The organism is uncultured Mobiluncus sp. (genome assembly GCF_947087965.1).
In the GTDB taxonomy this organism is placed as follows: domain Bacteria; phylum Actinomycetota; class Actinomycetes; order Actinomycetales; family Actinomycetaceae; genus Mobiluncus.
The window spans coordinates 50,131-67,894 of sequence record NZ_CAMUES010000007.1 but is presented as its reverse complement, the minus strand read 5'-3'; the positions used below and the strand labels follow the sequence as shown (position 1 = coordinate 67,894).

Genomic DNA, 17,764 nt, shown 5'->3' with positions numbered 1-17,764 from the left:
GCTAAGCAGCTCAGGCCGGTTAGCGGGCAAATCCGCTGGCCGCCATTGTTTCGGCGTAAACCTCGTCGTATTCCGCGGCAATGGCGGTCGGCGAGTAGCGGTCCCCGACAGTTTCAGCGACTTCGCGGGGCTCCATCGTGGCGGTAGCAGCTTGCAGCTCTTGGCAAGCCTCAGCCCAAAACTTCGAGTTCTTTTCCGTCACGATGCGCACGACCGGTTCGGTATCCGCGCTAATCCACTGCAAATCGCGGGCGCCTTCCCCCAGGACCAGGGGCCGACCCGCCAGGAGCGCCTGGAGGGCGGGCACGTAAAAGTTTTCCTCCTTGGTAGGGCCAATGAACAGATCCGCGGCGTTGAGGGCTTCCATCACCCCGACCTCGTTGGCGGAGACAAACCGCACGTACTCCTCCAGTTTCAGTTCCTTAATCTTTTCCTGACTCCGAATCTTTGCAACCCCTTCACCGACCCAGGTCAGGGTCGCGTCCACCCCGGCGGCGCGTAAGGTTTTCACCGTGCGAATCGCCACTTCCGGCTGATGTTTCGCGTTGACCGCACCAACCGAAACCAGGTGCAACTGACCCGCCACGCGCGGGCGTGGGACAAACTCGTTATCAGCGGAAACAGAGCTTTCTACCCCCTCCAGTGGCGGCAGCGAAGGATACAGTGGAGACGGCACAATGTAGGGCACCGCGGCGGTGTAGGACGTGTAGCGGCGGGAGGCAATATCCTCGAGCATTTTTACCGCCGGGGCAATCAGACCGTCGGGACGCAGCAGGATTTCCTCCACCGGCAGGATTTCCTGAGGCCAGTCGGTTGGACTGGTCAGCTGCCACGGCTCAGTATGCACCCAGGCACAAGCCAGCTGTTCTTCCTCCCGCTCGGGCAACCCAAACGGAATCAAGGAACGCAGATTCATCGTGTGAATAATGTCGAAACCGGGAGCTAGGGCGTACACAATCTGAGCGGCACGTTCGAAGTCCTCCGGAGCGCGCATCGCATTGGGAAAGCCCCGCACTTCCACGTTGGCGTCCAGGTAGTGACTTTCCTCACTGCCGGCCGCTTCGGAACGCAAATGCACCACCGTAACCTGGTGATTCATCCCGATAGCCTGGGCATTCATGCGCACAAACACGCCGGTATTGGGAGATTCAATCGTGGGATATTCAGTAGTAACAATGGCAACCTTCATACTGTCCATTATGTCTCATTACTTCGGCCAGGTTGCCGGTTCGGGGGTACTCGACGATATTGGCCTGACAAGAGCAGGTGGAGCGAGCCCACTGAGCTTGCGTGTGGAGCGAGACCACTAGCGCACGTGTCCGGGGCAGGTATCGTAGTTGACGCGATACAAGCGCTGGCCGGTGAACTCGTAATCCCCCGTATCGACCACGTTTTCCGCAATCTTTCGAAGCATGTGCTGGGGCGGGCGGAACTTTACATTCGGTTCTTTCCACATCCAGATGTAGGTGCCATATCGCGAGCCAGCCGCAAGGGTGTCGTTGTCCGAGTAATAGTGGGTCACCCCTTGTTCCTTTAGATAGTCACAAGTTTCGGGGGAGATTTGGCCGTCATAGAGGTCTTTCGTGACTTCCAGGGCTCGCCCGGTGGGGTAGCTCATAGCGGGACGCACCACGTGGACTCCGCCCAAAATCCACCAAAACGGGGTGCCAATCTGCGGTGCGCCCCAAATGACGGCATCGCGCGGCAAAGTCGGAGCCACCCGCTCGATGAACGCCTGTTCTGAGGCTGTAACCATCGTGCCGCGAACGATGACTGCCGGATCGTAGGAACCGTCGATAACCGTGAGGCGTCCCCACACGGTACCTCCGCACCCGCTGACCAGCACCACCGCGGCTAGTGACCACGAAAACCATCGATAGGCCTGCGGATGCAATAACCAACGAGGACGGGCGGTGAGCCGTCCCAAACCGCGCGACAGGGCTAGTGCCCCCAGAGGATAGGCACACATGAACACCAGCGGGGCAATCCGACCGGACTGCAGATACCACGGCGCCGTGAGGTAGTATCCCGGCCACACCGGCCCGGCCGCCAGCAAGAAGAACGCCGAGCTCACGACTAGCCCACCTACCAGCCACAACAGTCGGCGCTGACGCACCAACCACACGCTTGCCGCCACCGCTGCCACCGTATAAATCGCGCCACCCAGCCCGAAACCCGCAAAGAACGGGCCTTTCGGGTAATCCACCAGCAGCCGCCAGGTCATGTCCCAAGTGTGGTTATGCGGGTTGGCAAACTTCGACATGGAAACCAGACGCGGCACCATCACCAGCCAAAACCCGACCCCCAGCACGGCCGCAATGACCAGCGGCACGAACAGCTTTACCCCTCGGGACACCTGCCAGCCCCGCCACCAGCGCCACCCCAGCACCAAAGCCGGCAGGAACATCAGCAGCACCAGGTTGAACACCGCAGCCGGGTGGGTGCAGCCCAGACCGGCCAGTCCCACCAGCCAACCCAGGCTCATCCACGGGGCGAGCTGGGAGGACAGCAGACTGCGGCGGAGGCTTCCGCAGACTTTTTGCCCGCAGCGCCATGCCGCGCGCCCGGGAGAAGGTACGTCACGAGGGGCGTCAAGGGAGGTCCCGGCAGTCACGCGGCGAGGATACTTCACCGGGGCGGGGCGCAGACGATAGATGGCCACGGCAAAAATCACCATGCCCGGGGTTGCTATGAGCGAGAAGGTGTAGGGCGGGGTAGCCAGGTTCGCCATGTAGTTGGCGGTGAAGGTCGAGCTGGTGGCCGCACCCAAGGCAGTCAGGGCCGCGGTGGTTCGGCTGACCTCGCCCGCGCCTTTCCAGGACGTCAGCGCCAGCAGGGCAAACAGCCCCAGCAGAGCCGGCCACAGCACCAGCACGGCCGTCATCGCGCCTGCGTAAGACTGCAGCGGGGAGCCAGGCAGCAGCGCCACCAGGTTATGGAAGATATTCGGGTAATACGCCCCGACTCCTTCGTTCATAGGAGCCAACGTGACCCAGGGGCTAGCGGAGGCAAACTCGCGCGTATAGCGGATCCCGGACAGGTGAAATACCACGTCCCAGGTTTGGGGCACCCGCGTCGCCAAACGGGTCGCTACCAGGTAGGGCAGCGCCGACAGTGCGGCGCAGCCAGCGAAAACTGCCCACAGACCGCCAGAAACGCCGGTAGAAGGAACTCGAGGCCAGACGGCTCTTGACTCTCGGCGCAACGTCCACAGCCTACCCACCACGAAAGGCAGACAGATGAGCACCAGCAGCGGCAACGCCAGCCACGCCCGCCACGGCAGGTGCAACCCGATGGCAATCCAAGTCGCCCCGGCCCACAACCCCAAGCTCACCGCCGGAGCCGCCACGACGCGCAAAGCCCCGTGAATCCCTAAACCCCACAGCACCGTCAGCCCCGGCACCAGTAGGTAGACCAGAGCTACCAGCGTCGCGCCGGCCAGTACCAAAATGTCAGTCACCGTTGGTGGCTCCTTTCGAGCCAGCGGTTGGTGGAGTGCGCAGGAAAGCATCGAGGATTTCATCGATGACTTTCGACTGGGATTCAAAAGACAGCGGGTCAGCGGCGGTAGCGGCGGCTTGCTTGTAGCTGGTGATTGCTTGGGGGGTCAGACTTTGCAGGGCAGCCACGATGCTGGGCACACTGAAATCCTCAGAAACCACCCCGAGTCCGTATTCATTGACCACGTTGACCATTTCGACTGTCGGCCCGATGGCTACCGCCAGCCGGGCTTGGACAAAGTCGAAAAGTTTATTCGGCAAGGTCAAGCGGGCGTTCGTGTGCGTGGGGGGAATCCAAAAAACGCCGACGTCATAAGCGTTGAGGGTGGCCGGCAGTTCAAAGGGTTTCACCGGGTCATGGAAGCGAATCCGCGGGTTGCCCCCCGCGACTTCGCGCAGTTTTGCCAGGTAAGCTCCTCCGTCTCCGGCAGGAACCAGGTACAAATCCAGGGTGAAACGCGATCCGGCCTGGATGGTGGCCTCAATCATGGCTTCGATGTTGCGCCCGAATACCGCCCCGCCGGAATGCACCAGGCGGATGACGCCGTCAGGTACGGGCGTGGACTGCAAATCTGCGTAAGGAGCCGCGTTCATCAATAGGCGGGGTCGCACCCCGTAGTGACTCTCATAAAGTTTGGCGATTTCGGTTCCGACCGTGGTTGCGGCGGCAGTTTGGGGCAAATATTTCCGGCAAATGTGCTCCATCAGGGGTTTGACCAAGATTCGCCACGAGGCAATATGCGTGCGCTCCCCCGGAGCCCATTCGTGGAGGTCAGCCCACACTGGAGCCTGGTTGCGCCGGGCGATTGCGAAAGCTAGGGGCAGGGCTCTGGCGTCGTTGGCGACGATGGCGTCAAAAGTCCGGTCTGATAGAGCCCGTAGTGCGTACCGGTTTCCCGGTGCCGCCAGTTCCGCCTGGTTATGCAGGTGCAGGGCCAGGCGCAAAACCCCCAGCGGGGTTTGCGGCAAAGATTTCGCCGAGTCGGGCACTTGGATATGTTCGCTCACATAGTCGGGCTTTGGCCCGTAGCCCAAGCTGGTGACGTGACCGTGTTTGGCAACCACGCTAATCTCGCGCAGTACTCGCGCGTCACTTTCAATGTTTGAGAAAGAAATCACCAGGATTCTAGGGTCATTGGGCATGGTCACATCATACCGCCCGAAGGAAAAAACAGCGCTGGTATTATCGTTTCATCGAGAGGAGTCAACGTGAGTAAATCCAGTGGGGATTATCTGCGGGTCTTACACCTGGGCGACCCGGCGCATACCGCCACCCTGCTGACTCGCGCCGCGAATGAGACTGGGCGAGACTGGCAGGTACTCCCCCTGGCGCAAAGCCCACAGACAGCGAGCCCGATCGCACGAACGGTCGGCCGAGCCTGGCGCGGAGCCTGGTGGGAGGCACGTTTCTGGGGTGCGAAGTTGGCTCGTCCCCGCATACATCTGCATTCGGCGATGGCACTGCCCCACGTGGGTTGGGCTTTGGGGGATTACGTGTTACATCTGCACGGTACGGATATTCGCACACGTCGCTACGAACCGGCTTTCATCAACCGGATTCATGGCGCGGTAGAGAACGCCCACCAAGTGTTTTATTCCACTCCTGACCTGCGTGAACATCTCACAGATTGGCGGCCGGAAGCGCGGCTGATTCCGGTGCCGGTGGATTTGGATTGCCCGGCGACGATTAATCCTTATCGTTGTAAAGCACGCCCCACCGGTTCCTATGTTTTCTTTGTTTCCCGGTGGGAAGCCGTGAAGGGCGGAAACACACAGGTTGAGGCCGCTAAGTGTCTGCGCGCACGGCTGGACCAGTCAGTTGCGCTGATCGGTTTGCAATGGGGAGACTCGCAGCTGATGGATGCTGCCCGGGAAGCCGGAGTCTGCCTGATTCCAAAACTACCGGGGGCGCAATATCGCCAGGTTATCCGGGACGCGACGGCCTGTGTCGGGCAAACTGCCGGGATTCTCAGCGCCTCTGAACTAGAAGCGCTGGCAGAGGACGTGCCGCTCATCGCGCCGTTGAATCCGTCTTGGTATGACGCCTCGCACCCTTCACTGGTTGACGTTCCTGTCTTGGGCGGAACCGCCCTGGATCCCACGGACAGTGAGACCATCGCGGAACTGACGCTAGCGGCGCTGCAGACTCCGGTCTCACAGCGCCCACCGACCCGTGACTGGGTGCAGCGCTTCCATTCACCCACCGCAGCCCTAGCCGGGGTTCTGGAAGGATACCGCACCGCAGGGTGGTAGTGCGCTCTAGGCGTCAGTCGCCAGTTTCGCGTTGGCAAAAGCCACGGTCGCGTCGCTGTCTGCGCTGGCGCCGCCACCAACTCGCAGGTAGCGAGCGGCGGGGAAACGCGAGGGCGTGAGGACACCGCGGCCGTCAAAAATCACTTTCACTCCGGGCAAGTCCGACTCGGACAGTTCCCGGTATTCGGCATGGTCGGCCTGGAGGATGGCGGCTTCGACCGGCTCGCCCAGGTGGTAGGGCTCCCAGCCAAACCCGCGTAACTCCTCGTCACTGAACATCGGGTCGTGCACCACCACGTGTGCCCCGCGTCGCGAAAGCTCCGCGACGGTGGCAAACACGCCGGAAAACGCGGTTTCTTTCACACCGCCACGATAGGCCGCCCCCAGCACCACCACGGGAGTCCCCGAAAGCGCCGTACCCCGCTCGCCCAGGGCTTGTGAAAGACGTTCCACCACGTAAGCCGGCATTTCTGAGTTCGCCACCCGGGCGGAGCGCACCACCGTTGCGTCCGGGTCAGTCGAGAGGTAAAGGCGGGGATAGACCGGAATACAGTGCCCTCCCACGGCGATACCGGGACGGTGAATGTGGGAATAGGGCTGGGAGTTACAGGCGTTGATGACTTTCATCACGTCAATCCCGGCGCTATCAGCGAAACGCGCGAACTGGTTGGCCAGCCCGATGTTGACGTCTCGGTAGGTCGTTTCCGCCAGTTTCGCCATTTCGGCCGCTTCGGCGCTGCCCATATCCCACACACCGTTCGGTTGGGGCAGGTCGGGGCGCTGGTCAAAATCCAACACCGCGCGATAGAACTCGATTCCGCGCCGGGTGCCTTCTGCACTCAGCCCCCCCACGAGTTTCGGGTAACGGCGCAGGTCAGCATACACACGCCCAGTCAAGACCCGCTCTGGGGAAAACACCATCCAAAAGTCCTGGCTCTCGCGCAGACCCGAGAGTTTTTCGAGCATCGGCTGGAAACGGTGACGGGTCGTGCCCACCGGCAGGGTCGTTTCGTAGCTGACCAGTGTGCCGGCGGTGAGGTTTTCCCCGACCGAAGTCGTGGCCGCGTCCATAATCGTGAGGTCTGGCTCCCAGGTCTGGTCGTTAACGAACAGCGGCACTACGATTACGACCGCATCAGCTCCGGGAATCGCCTCGGCATAGTCCGTGGTGGCGTGCAGTTTCCCGGCGGGAACCAGCTTGGCCAGGTATTCGCCCAGGTGAGCCTCCCCAGGAAACGGCTCCTTCCCACTGTTGATGGCGGTAACCGTGTGCGGATTGATATCTACCCCCACAACCTGGTGACCCTTTGATGCGTATTGGGTCGCCAGCGGCAGGCCAATCTTTCCCATTCCCACAACAGCGATTTTCACGGCGTTTCCTTCCTTTCGCGGCACTTACGTGATACCTGTGCGGCATCGCAGCGCTAACTCGGCGCCATCTGCCCACGGTTGATTCTACGCTAGACTGACACCATGAGTGCTGAGCTTCCCGCGTCCCCGGCCGGGCCAAACCCGGAAAAGCCTGGGACTCCTGCGGAGAACGAGGCTTCGACCGCACCTCCCTCGACCGCAGACACCTCCGGACTGCGGGCTTGGCTCGGCCGCCACCGAGTCCTCACCGATGTGCTGACTATGCTGGGCGGCACCGGCGGGGCTCAGCTGATTACCCTGCTGGGTTACCTGGTTTTGGCCAGGATTTATACCGACAGCGATTTCGGCGTGCTTTCCATCATTGTTTCTATCGGCTCGATTGGCGCGGTGCTTGCGGCGGGTCGCTACGATCCGGCCATAATGCTGCCAGATACTGACCGGGACGCGAAACAGGTCGTGCGCCTGTCGGTGACGATAAACGTGATTTTTTCGGTCATTTTCCTGGCCGGGTGCGTGGTGGCAACCTTTGCACTGAGCCGGAGGTGGCCACAAGTCGCCCCGCTGCTGATTTTTGCCGCCCTGTATGTCACGGTTACTTCCTTGAGTTCCATTTGGACCTTTTGGTTGAATCGGCTGGGAGAATATCGCCAAATTTCAGTCAACCGGCTGTTTAGCGCCGTGGCGCAGGTCGGGTTACAGATTGGGGCCTGGCTGGTTGGTTTGGGCGGGGCCGTCGGGCTCATCGGCGGGCGAATTTTCGGGGTCCTGGCCGCGACTATCACCTTAGGTTATCGGGCACGAAGCAGCCGGGTGGATGTGGACAAGACCCCTGGAGCGAGGCGGCGAGCCTTGCGCCGATACCGGAAGATGCCCCTGTTGAACGGGCCGTCCGCTATCGCTGACGCGGTGCGGGTAAACGGCATCAATCTGATGATTGCGGCGATTTTCTCCACCGCCATGCTGGGGCAGTTTTCTTTCGCGTGGCTCATCGTGCAGGCTCCGGTCGCCCTGATTAACGGCGCGGTGTCACAAGTGTATTTCCGTGAGCTGACCAATACCCCACGCGGTCAGTTGCGAGCGATGGCCGCCAGCGTCACGAAACGCGGCGCTTTGGCGGGTCTGGTGCCGTTTGCGGCTTTGGCGGCGCTATCCCCCTGGCTGATTCCGCTCATTTTCGGGGCGCGCTGGGAGATGGCGGGGCTGATTGTGACGATTTTATGTCCGTGGCTCTACGTGAATTTGGTGACGTCGCCGGTTTCCAATATTTTTGTGGTTACCGAAACGCAACAGGTGTCCCTAGTGTTTTCCCTCGTGTTTGCGGCGGTTCCCCTCGGGTTGCTGGGGCTGGCAGGCTGGCTCGGCTGGGGCATCCTCGCCACCTGCGGGGTTTTGAGCGCCGCCATGACCGTCATGCTGGTCGTATTCATCGGGCTCGCCCTACACGTCGCCGCCCGCTTCGACACGGCAGCAGCCTAATCTCCGTCCGGCTGACGGGCCTCGCTGGGCTTGCCCAGCATCCGCGCGACCTCGTTTATTACGAATGAGGCCACTATCAGTGCGGTTCCTAAAGGCATTAAAAACCAAGAGCTAATCGAGCTGAGGAACTGCATGAACATGTACACGCCGTCAATGGGACGATCTTCTGCCACAAAGCCCGACGTGAACTGGGGTTGGACAAACTGCATCACCACCGCGAGGACAACGGCAACAATACCCGCCACCAAATATTTTCGCGCCCTGTTTTCCATGACTCCCCCTTAGCTTCGGTCAGTAAAACCGCAGATACACCCCGCGGCCCCATCGTCACGGTGCCTTAAATCTAGCATTTGGGCAGTGGGCAGTCTAGACCATTTTTACAGACCGGATTCAGCCCTGGGCTGCGCGTTCCACCAGGACCTTTACGGCTTCATGAGCGGCGGTGCCAGTTCCGTAGGGGGTGGCTGCGGTCGGCTCAGGCAGAGGCCGGGTCGCCGCCTGAACCAGCGAGGCTGGTTCGGCCAGCTGGTTCCAGCCCAGCTCAACCGTCTCTACCCACTCGGTTTGTGGTCGCACCGTGGTGGCCGGGACCCGCAGCAAGAACGCTTCCTTTTGCAGCCCCCCGGAATCCGTGACGATGTGGCGAGCCTGCAGCGCCGCCGCCACCAGCTGCGGATATGCCAGCGGTTCGTGCAGGTGAACGGCCCCGCGCGCCAGGTTCACGCCCGCCGCCTCCGCTTTGGCGCGCAAGCGCGGGTGGGCCAGCAGCACGACGGGGAACGGCAGGTCCGCGAGAGCCGCCACCACGGCCTCGAGACGGCTCGGATCGTCGGTGTTTTCGGCTCGGTGAATGGTGGCTAGGGCGTACTCGGAAGCCGCCAAGCCGAGTTCGGCGGGGAGAGGATTCGCAATCTGCCCGGATTGGACCCGGTCACGAATCGTGAACAGTACGTCAGTCATCACGTCTCCGACCAGGACCGAGCGGTCCTCTAGGCCTTCGTCTGCCAGGTGGCGCATCGCAACCTGGGTGGGCACCAGCAGCAAATCCGCGGCGTGGTCAGTGAGCACCCGGTTGATTTCTTCGGGCATGTCCCGGTTAAAGGAACGTAGCCCGGCCTCCAGGTGCGCGACCCGCTGGTGAATCTTTACCGCCGCGAGCGCCCCGGCCAGCGTCGAGTTTGTGTCCCCATAAACCAGCACCCAATCCGGCTGCGCCTCAGCAATGACCGGTTCCAGCTCAGCCAGCATCCGCCCGGTTTGCACCCCGTGACTGGCGCTACCCACGTTGAGATGTACGTCGGGACGCGGAATCTCCAGGTCTTGAAAGAACACTTCGGACAGCATCGGGTCGTAGTGCTGGCCGGTATGGACAATGAGATGTTCCACCTCTGCCTGGGCGCACGCCTTCGCGATCGGTGCCAGTTTCACAAACTGGGGGCGCGCCCCCACAATCGACATGATTTTCACGTCTCTAACTTACCAAGCCCGGGGCATCTGTACCTAGGCGCGAAGCTAGCGAACCCGCGAAAGCGCCGCACAAAGCTAGTGACGTATCCGCGCCAAAACCACCCGAGCCGCGTTCTGGCCGGTCAAACGCAACGAACGGTGCTCCTGCACCCACTTGCGCGTCTCACCGGTCCGCAACCGACCCTCTAAAACACTGGTCAGAGCCATTTTCAGGACTTCGCGGTCATAAGGCAGGGCCAAACCTAACCGGTTTTCGGTGATGTCCGCGCCGGCCGGACCCGCGCCCACGTAAATGACCGGAGTTCCGCAAGCCAGCCCCGCCAGCACCTTGGTCGGGTAGGCGAAATCGTAGCCCAGCCCCGGTTTGATACTGACCAGGCAGGCCCGCGCCTGACGCTGCCAGGCCGCGGCCTCAACCGGGGACACCTGATCGAACAGGATTCGCCCCGGCTCCAGGCGCTGGGCAATATCGCGCATCGCGGCAAAAGAACTGCCCTGCCCCAAGAACAGCAGGCGGGCGCGGGGAAACTTCGGGGCAACTTCGGCAAAAGCCTGGGCAAAAATTTCTGCCCCCTGCCACTCCGAAGCCGTCCCAGCATAAACCAACCAATCCGCCTCAGCTACCTCATCGGCACTCAACCCCGCCACCGGCTGCGGGGCGGGACCGTGCGCGGTAAACACCTCGGTATCTATCCCGTTTTCCACCACGGCCACCCGCCGGGCTCCCAGCTCCTGACAACGGGCTGCCACCTGGTCAGACACGGCAATGACCGTGGCGGCTCCGCGCAGCGCGAAACGTTCCACCGCCCGCAGAGCCCGCACCACCCAGCCCGGGGCGCTGGTCTGGGCCGCATCTGACCAAATATCGGCGGCGTAATACACGTAAGGACGGCGTTTCAGGGCCGCCAAAACGCGCAGCATCGCCCCGGTAGTCGGCGGCGGCTCACTGACATAAACCCTGGGGCTCGGGGCGAACAGCAGCCGGAAAAACGCGGGAATGTCAAAGCTCATATAGGGCAGGTAGCCGCGAATATACCCGGTTTCGTCGCGTTTGGCCTGGACTCGTTGGATGTGCAGCAGGTCGCCCGCGCCGGTTTGTGTTTCGACTTGCGCCCGCGCGTCGCGGTCCGTGCCGGGAGCGGGAATCGTGGTCAAGACATTGACGGCGGCCCGGTGTTCTAGCAGGGCTTTCACCAGGGCTTCGAGCCGGAAGGATGCCGCGGCCGGCTCCGGGGCAAAAATCCGGGATACCACGGTGACATCAGGGTGCGCTTGAGAACACATAGGAGCTACAGGTCGACCGTTTGTCCCGTGTCTCGCGACTGAACCATCGCCTCCAACACCCTGAGAGTCTGCAGCGCGTCCGTGAGCGGCACGATTCGGCTGGCGTCCCCGTTCAGGGCGGCCACAAAGTTCTCGTGCTCCACCCGCAGCGGTTCGCGCTGGTCCAAGGCGTATTGAGTCACTTCCCCAACGCTGACCCCGCGGACGTTCGCCACCTGATCCCATTCCACAGCTTTCGTGCCATTTTCATAGAACGTCAAAGTGGAATTCATCGTATCCGCGACCAGCGCGCCCTTTTCACCGGTGACGGTGGTCAGGCGCTCTTTGAAAGGACTGAACCAGTTGACGATGTGGTTTACCAGCACCCCGTTTTCCAGCACCCCGGTGGCGAACAGCAAGTCTTCATGTTCGCGCCCAGATTTGCGAGCCGTCCGGGCGGACACGGATTGGTAGCGCGAACCCGCAATCCACGCGGTCAAATCCACGTCATGAGTCGCCAGGTCCTTGATGACCCCCACGTCTGAAATTCGGGCGGGGAACGGGCCTTGACGCCGCGTGGCAATCTGGAATACCTCCCCGAGTTCGCCGGCGGCAACCCGCTTTTGCAGCTCGATCAAGGCCGGGTTGCAGCGTTCTACGTAACCGGCGGCACCCACCAGGTTGGCCCGCTGGAAAGCGCTCACGATTTGCTCGCCTTCCGCAACCGTGCGAGCCAGGGGCTTTTCGATGAGGGCCGGGACACCCGCGGCGGCCAGCTGCAGCGCCACTTCCAGGTGAAAAGCCGTAGGCACTGCCACGACCGCAGCCTCGATACCGGCGCCAATCAGGGCCGACACGTCGGGAAGAACCTCCAGTTCCCCCGCCACCCCGAACTTGTCACCGGCCGGATCCGCTACGGCGACGAGGGTTTCGCCAGGAGTCTCGCGGACGTTGCGGACGTGGTGTCTGCCCATTGAGCCGATTCCGATTACTCCAACACGTATTTCTTTCATGACTTTCCTATCTGCTTTGAGTTCCGGCTAAAACGGTCCCCCGGACCGTTTCTAAACGCCTCCACACCACCACGCGGCGCCCCCATGCTAACGCACCGGCGCCACGCCGTTGTCTAGGCACCGGCTTTGGCCAAGGCGTTCACGGCAGTCACGATGCGCTCCAGGTCTTCCTGGTCTAGGGAAGGATGCACCGGCAGGGACACGACTTCGCGGGCGGCCGCTTCAGTCTGGGGCAGGTCCAAGCCCGGCGCAAAGTGGCACAGGGACGGCAACCGGTGATTGGGAATCGGGTAGTACACACCCGAACCAATCTGGTATTCCTCGCGCAACGCCTGGACAAACCCATCACGGTCGGCCGTGACTCGAATCGTGTATTGGTGGAACACGTGGGAGGCTTGCGGAGCAATGGCCGGGACGGCGACTCCCCGCAGGTTTGCGCTCAGGAAAGCGGCGTTTTCCTGGCGTTTCGCGGTCCAGCCCGCGACCTTTTTCAGCTGTTCACGCCCGATTGCGGCGTGAATGTTCGTCATGCGCAGGTTAAAGCCGATGACTTCGTTCTGGTACTGCTTTTCCATGCCCTGATTGCGGTACAGGCGGCATTTGCGGGCGTGCTCAGGAGCTTCAGAGGTAATCATGCCGCCCTCGCCGGAGGTCATGTTCTTGGTTGGGTACAGCGAGAACGCCCCAAACGTCCCAAATGTCCCGACCGGCTGACCGTCCCAAGTCGCCCCGTGAGCCTGGCAGGCGTCCTCAAAAATCATCAGGTTGTGTTCGCGCGCAATCCGACCCAGCTCGGTCATATTCGCCGGATGTCCATAGAGGTGGACCGGCAAAATCGCCCTAGTGTTCGGCGTGATGGCCGCCTCAACCGCAGCGGGATCGAGGCAGAAATGCTCCGCCTCAATGTCAGCAAACACGGGCTTTGCCCCGGTCAGCGCCACCGAATTCGCCGTAGCGGCAAAGGTAAAGGACGGCACGATGACTTCATCGCCCGCCCCGATTCCCGCCGCCAGCAGCCCACACAGCAGGGCGGAAGTTCCGGCGTTGACCGCCACGGTCTCCCTCCCCGCCCCCAGCTGGGTGCCAAATTCCTGTTCAAACTCGGCCACTACACTGCCCTGAGCCAACATTCCGGTGCGCAGTACCGCATCCACTGCTTCGCGTTCTTCCGCGCCGATAATCGGCTTGGCTGCGGGGATGAATTCTTTACTCATATTGTCTCCTTGCTTGTGTACTCTCTAAAGCCTCAGACTTCGTCCAAAGTCAACGTTCCGTCAGTTTCGGTATAGGTCTGTCCAGTCACGGGACACCGCCAGCACCCGGCTTTGCCTTCCACCGCTTCGAGGCGCACCCCGGCGCGCCCTACCCACCCAATCTGGCGAGCCGGAACGCCAACCACCAGGGCGTAATCGGGAACGTCACGGCTGACCACCGCGCCGGAACCGACTGTGGCCCACCGCCCCACGGTAACCGGGGCGATGCACACTGCCCGAGCCCCGATGGCACAACCGTGGCGCAACGTCACCCCTACGGCTTCCCAATCAGTTGCGGATTTCAAGGTGCCGTCCGGGTTGATGGCCCGCGGCCACTGGTCATTGGTCAAGACCGCGGCCGGACCGACGAACACGCCGTCTTCCAGCACCGCTGGTTCATAAACCAGGGCATAGTTTTGAATCTTGCAATTCGCGCCGACTTTCACGCCGGCATCGATGTAGGCTCCGCGTCCCACGATGCAGTTTTCTCCCAGCACCGCATCTTCGCGGACTTGGGCGTAATCCCAAATCGAGCAGTCGGCACCGATTGCAGCCGACGGCGCAATTTGGGCGGTTTCAACGATGCGACCCATAGCTGCCTTTCTGACCAAATCAAACTCCTCCATCTTATCCCAACGGAGCCTAGCGGAACCTGGTGGAAAGCGGGCGGGCCAAACAATATCCGCGTTTGGTAATCGAAATCTGCGATTAAATCGGGGTACGTGGCTATATAGACCAGCAACCCCGATTTAAACGCAAATTAGAATCGCTCCGCAACGGACACCCCCGATATCGAGGACTCCTACCCCGCAAATTATCCCGGGCACAAAAAACGGGGGCTCGGGAATCGCCCCGAGCCCCCGCAGTTCAGGCCCTATTTGGTGCTGGTTGTCGGGGTGGCACCGATGGATTGCAAGGTCACAAAGACCTGGTTAATTTGCTCCTGTGCCACCGCGCCGGGTCCACCCAAGGCCGTGGCCGTGTGCGCCTGGAGACGCACAATTTCAGCGGCGATGCTCCCGTTCAAAGATTTCCCTCGGGCGTTGGGCAGCAGCAGAATCGGCCCGTCCGTCAGCACCCCACCAGCTACCGCGTCAACCGGGTTCTTTCCAGAAGCCAGGTAGACCTGCGCGGAGCCTTGCGGGAACTGATATTTACTGATTTCACGGGCAGTCTCGTAGCGGTCGGCCCCAAAGATACGTTCGGAGGCACGCCCGGCGGAGGCTTGGGACAAAATCCGATTCGAGACCGCACCCGGTCCGCCCAAAGCCACCACTTTGGCCGGGTTTATGGCCGCAATCGTCTGGGTCACGACCGCGGGCAGCTTGCCGTTGGTGGGAACCAGAATGACCGGCCCAGCCGTCAACGAACCGGCCGCTAACGCGTCTATTCCTTGTGACATTTCCGCCAGGAACACGGCACTGGCCGGTCGCGTTCCCGCGGCGTGGCGGGCAATGAGGGCAGAAGTCTCCACCCGGTCGCCGCCCCCGATACGCTCGGTAGCCACACCTCCCGCCGCGGCATTCAAGGCCGCGTTGCTCACCGCTCCAGGGCCGCCCAAAGCCACCACCTTCGTAGCTTTCGCTTCTCGCACATAGTTCGCGACCGCCGCTTGAGCGTCCCGTTTAGCTGATACCAGCACAATCGGGCCATCCGTGAGCGACCCGCCGGCCAGCGCGTCAGCGGTATTGACCGCGTTGGCCAGGTAGACCGTGCGCGAGCCTTGCGGGAAAGCATGACGGGCAATCTCAATAGAGGTGCCCACACGATCTGCACCAGCCAAAGCTAACGGAACGCCGGCATTTATCTGGTTTTGCTGGAGTTGGGCATAGTCGGGCACTTTAATTGGGTCGCTCGGTTGGGAAATGTATTCCGCGACCATCTGGCGCAACGTCGGCAGGAACGCGTAAAAGGCGTTGCCGGGGCAGGCGGTGGCACCGACGTCACGGTGTCCCGAGATGACCGGCGCGGTAATAGTTCCTTTGCCCTTGTGGATCGTGGTCTGAAGTTCCAGGGGATCCAGGCCGGTGGGCTTCAGTTTGTAGGCAATAACGCGAGAAACCGTGTCTACCGCCGCGTCCGAGGGGCGGAAATCCGTGTAATTGCCCAGCACGGAAATCCCGAAAGTCCAAGAGTTTACGCCCGAAGCATGAGCACCGACAGTGTTGTAGTGCCAGAAATCGCCAGCACGCCCCTGCCAAGCGCGTCCGAAGTTATCCACCAGCACGTTGTAGCCGATGTCTCCCCACTTCAGACTGATGGCGTGGTAACGGTAGATGGAACGCAGGATGCTGGGAACCGCTTCGGGGCTGTAGTCGTTGGCGGTGGCTGTATGGTGTACGACCGCTCCCGTCACCTCGCCGCGGTAGGCTCGCCAGCTCCGCCAAGATTCGTTAGCGCCCCAGTCTGCCCGCGTGTACAAGGTGGAGGGCTGGCCGGTAGCAGGCACTTTCGTCCATTCGTTTTCTACGTTCGAGGGAGGAATGACTTTGTTGCCGGCGTCATCCTGATTGTCCTTGGTAGCGTTCGGGTCGCCGCCGTCCGGTCCGCTAGCTTGGCCCGGAGTGACGAGGGTAGGTGTTTTCGCAGAAACGAAGGCATGAGTGTGTCCCTGATCGTTCAGGGCGTAGTTTTGGTCGGCTTGACGCGTACCGGGGTCGATGACCTCAACTTTGGGTTGGAATCCCACCGCTGATTTGGGCAGCACCACTGCCACTTCGGCTTTGGCCGCATTGGACACAATCCACGGTTCACTGGCCGCGATGGAACCGTCCCGGCTGGACTCGAAGTCGTCGCCAATAGTTTGCCAGGTTGACCAGGCACCACCCTGCAGGTAACGACCCAGTAGCGCCAAAGGTTGGGGTCCGTCCGTCGGCCACTGCACTGCCACCAACGACACTGCGGACTTCAGGTCTACGCGCGATATCTGCTGTTTTGTGCCGGTGCTCGGGTTGGATTCGACGTGTCGAGACTGGGTCACCAGACCGCCGCGGCCCAAATGGGGCACCTCTCCGCGCAGGGAGGCCTGGAATTGCGCAACATGGTCACCGAGTTCTGACCTGCTTAAACCGGGCAGGGAGGACACGGCTGAAAAATTTGTACTGTAAGTCTCGCTCGGCGCCGTGTCTCCCCCGGAGGTCGGGGCCGCGAGGGCTGGACTGGCCAAAAGACACAGGGCGGACAGCGCCCCCAAGATGACGTACTTAGGCATTACTAACTCCAATCAACACTGCACAATAGCTTTCCCGATTTATTGACCTGTGTCCAGATCAAGTTTCGGAAACGACTCAATTATTATGTGTTTTGATAGCTTTTGATGCTTAATTTTCACATCAGTAACAATAGTAACACATTCTACTGGCATGTCCCGCACATTTTTCGCCTCGCTCTAAATCTGCTTTCACGCAACCCGCCCACCCATGACACAATAGGGTCGTGAGTGAAAACGGGAAAACTAGCGACCTCGCCGGGTCTGATAACGCGGCCCGGCGCGCCGGCCAGGAAGTCGCCTTAGTCATCCCTATCTATAACGAAGGCCCCGTCATCACCGAAGTTCTCCAGGAAGCCAAAAAAACTTTCCCCCACCTCATCTGTGTTGACGATGGTTCCAGCGACGACTCAGCCGCCCTGGCTCGCCGGGCCGGAGCCACCGTCCTGACTCACGCCATCAACTTGGGACAAGGCGCCGCCCTGCAAACCGGCATCACCTACTTCCTGCAAGCTACCGACCTGCCCTACGCGGCGACTTTCGACGCCGATGGCCAACACCAAACCGATGACGTCGTTTCCATGTGGAACCGCGCCAAAACAGACCAGCTCGATATTATCTTTGGTTCCCGATTTTTGTCCGAGAAACAAGAGATGGGAACCGCCAAGCGCATTGTGCTGAAAACCGCGGCTTGGGCGACCGCCCGCACCACCCATATGCTACTGACTGACGCTCACAACGGACTGCGCCTGTTGTCTCGGTCCGCGGCCAACACCTTGAACCTGAAGCAAAACCGCATGGCTCACGCTTCGGAAATCGTGGCGCAACTGGGCAAAAGCGGGCTACCCTGGGCGGAAATGCCGGTCCACATCCGCTACACCGACTATTCCAAAGCCAAGGGACAATCCCTGTGGAACTCGATAAACATCGTCATGGATTTAGTGATGGGGGTGCGCTGAC

At 61.2% G+C, this 17,764-nt stretch carries 14 protein-coding genes; 3 read left to right on the top strand and 11 right to left on the bottom strand.

What is annotated here, in order from left to right; translation table 11 throughout:
- Positions 1 to 19 precede the first annotated feature (19 nt).
- The 3 genes from Q0V70_RS07985 to Q0V70_RS07975 form a co-directional block, all read right to left on the bottom strand.
- Complete coding sequence (locus tag Q0V70_RS07985) at positions 20 to 1,198, bottom strand: glycosyltransferase (RefSeq protein ID WP_297590505.1); 1,179 nt, start codon at positions 1,196 to 1,198, stop codon at positions 20 to 22.
- A 108-nt stretch (positions 1,199 to 1,306) separates the two neighbouring features.
- Positions 1,307 to 3,460 carry a DUF6541 family protein gene (locus Q0V70_RS07980; protein WP_297590502.1) on the bottom strand — a complete coding sequence of 718 codons (2,154 nt, stop codon included), beginning with the start codon at positions 3,458 to 3,460 and terminating at the stop codon, positions 1,307 to 1,309.
- Positions 3,453 to 4,643: a hypothetical protein gene (locus Q0V70_RS07975; protein ID WP_297590500.1), complete on the bottom strand. Its 1,191-nt coding sequence runs from the start codon at positions 4,641 to 4,643 to the stop codon at positions 3,453 to 3,455. Before Q0V70_RS07975 ends, Q0V70_RS07980 begins: the two co-directional genes overlap by 8 nt.
- Positions 4,644 to 4,709: 66 nt before the next feature.
- Between Q0V70_RS07975 and Q0V70_RS07970 the strand changes: the two genes are divergently transcribed.
- Positions 4,710 to 5,753: a hypothetical protein gene (locus Q0V70_RS07970; RefSeq protein WP_297590496.1), complete on the top strand. Its 1,044-nt coding sequence runs from the start codon at positions 4,710 to 4,712 to the stop codon at positions 5,751 to 5,753.
- 6 nt (positions 5,754 to 5,759) lie between these two features.
- On the opposite strand, the gene Q0V70_RS07965 is transcribed toward Q0V70_RS07970, so the two are convergent.
- On the bottom strand, positions 5,760 to 7,124 hold the full coding sequence (locus Q0V70_RS07965) for a nucleotide sugar dehydrogenase (RefSeq protein WP_297590494.1): 1,365 nt from the start codon (positions 7,122 to 7,124) through the stop codon (positions 5,760 to 5,762).
- A gap of 102 nt (positions 7,125 to 7,226) precedes the next feature.
- On the opposite strand from Q0V70_RS07965, the gene Q0V70_RS07960 reads away from it, so the two are divergent.
- The gene (locus tag Q0V70_RS07960; RefSeq protein WP_297590492.1) at positions 7,227 to 8,600 is read left to right on the top strand and encodes a lipopolysaccharide biosynthesis protein; all 1,374 of its coding nucleotides are present in this window, start codon (positions 7,227 to 7,229) and stop codon (positions 8,598 to 8,600) included.
- Here Q0V70_RS07960 and Q0V70_RS07955 read toward each other — a convergent pair.
- The 7 genes from Q0V70_RS07955 to Q0V70_RS07925 all read right to left on the bottom strand — a co-directional run bounded on the left by Q0V70_RS07955 (position 8,597) and on the right by Q0V70_RS07925 (position 16,807).
- Positions 8,597 to 8,872, bottom strand: a complete 276-nt coding sequence (locus tag Q0V70_RS07955) for a hypothetical protein (protein ID WP_297590490.1) — start codon at positions 8,870 to 8,872, stop codon at positions 8,597 to 8,599. The genes Q0V70_RS07960 and Q0V70_RS07955 overlap by 4 nt on opposite strands.
- Positions 8,873 to 8,990: 118 nt before the next feature.
- Complete coding sequence (wecB, locus tag Q0V70_RS07950; RefSeq protein WP_297590488.1) at positions 8,991 to 10,067, bottom strand: non-hydrolyzing UDP-N-acetylglucosamine 2-epimerase; 1,077 nt, start codon at positions 10,065 to 10,067, stop codon at positions 8,991 to 8,993.
- Between the two features lie 75 nt (positions 10,068 to 10,142).
- The gene (locus tag Q0V70_RS07945) at positions 10,143 to 11,351 is read right to left on the bottom strand and encodes a glycosyltransferase (RefSeq protein WP_297590486.1); all 1,209 of its coding nucleotides are present in this window, start codon (positions 11,349 to 11,351) and stop codon (positions 10,143 to 10,145) included.
- A 5-nt stretch (positions 11,352 to 11,356) separates the two neighbouring features.
- The gene (locus Q0V70_RS07940; protein WP_297346873.1) at positions 11,357 to 12,343 is read right to left on the bottom strand and encodes a Gfo/Idh/MocA family protein; all 987 of its coding nucleotides are present in this window, start codon (positions 12,341 to 12,343) and stop codon (positions 11,357 to 11,359) included.
- Between the two features lie 113 nt (positions 12,344 to 12,456).
- Positions 12,457 to 13,557: a DegT/DnrJ/EryC1/StrS aminotransferase family protein gene (locus Q0V70_RS07935; protein WP_297590483.1), complete on the bottom strand. Its 1,101-nt coding sequence runs from the start codon at positions 13,555 to 13,557 to the stop codon at positions 12,457 to 12,459.
- Between the two features lie 32 nt (positions 13,558 to 13,589).
- Positions 13,590 to 14,222 carry an acyltransferase gene (locus tag Q0V70_RS07930; protein ID WP_297590481.1) on the bottom strand — a complete coding sequence of 211 codons (633 nt, stop codon included), beginning with the start codon at positions 14,220 to 14,222 and terminating at the stop codon, positions 13,590 to 13,592.
- A 248-nt stretch (positions 14,223 to 14,470) separates the two neighbouring features.
- Positions 14,471 to 16,807, bottom strand: a complete 2,337-nt coding sequence (locus Q0V70_RS07925; protein ID WP_297590479.1) for a cell wall-binding repeat-containing protein — start codon at positions 16,805 to 16,807, stop codon at positions 14,471 to 14,473.
- A gap of 305 nt (positions 16,808 to 17,112) precedes the next feature.
- Between Q0V70_RS07925 and Q0V70_RS07920 the strand changes: the two genes are divergently transcribed.
- Positions 17,113 to 17,763: a glycosyltransferase family 2 protein gene (locus tag Q0V70_RS07920; protein WP_297590641.1), complete on the top strand. Its 651-nt coding sequence runs from the start codon at positions 17,113 to 17,115 to the stop codon at positions 17,761 to 17,763.
- Position 17,764: the final 1 nt, after the last annotated feature.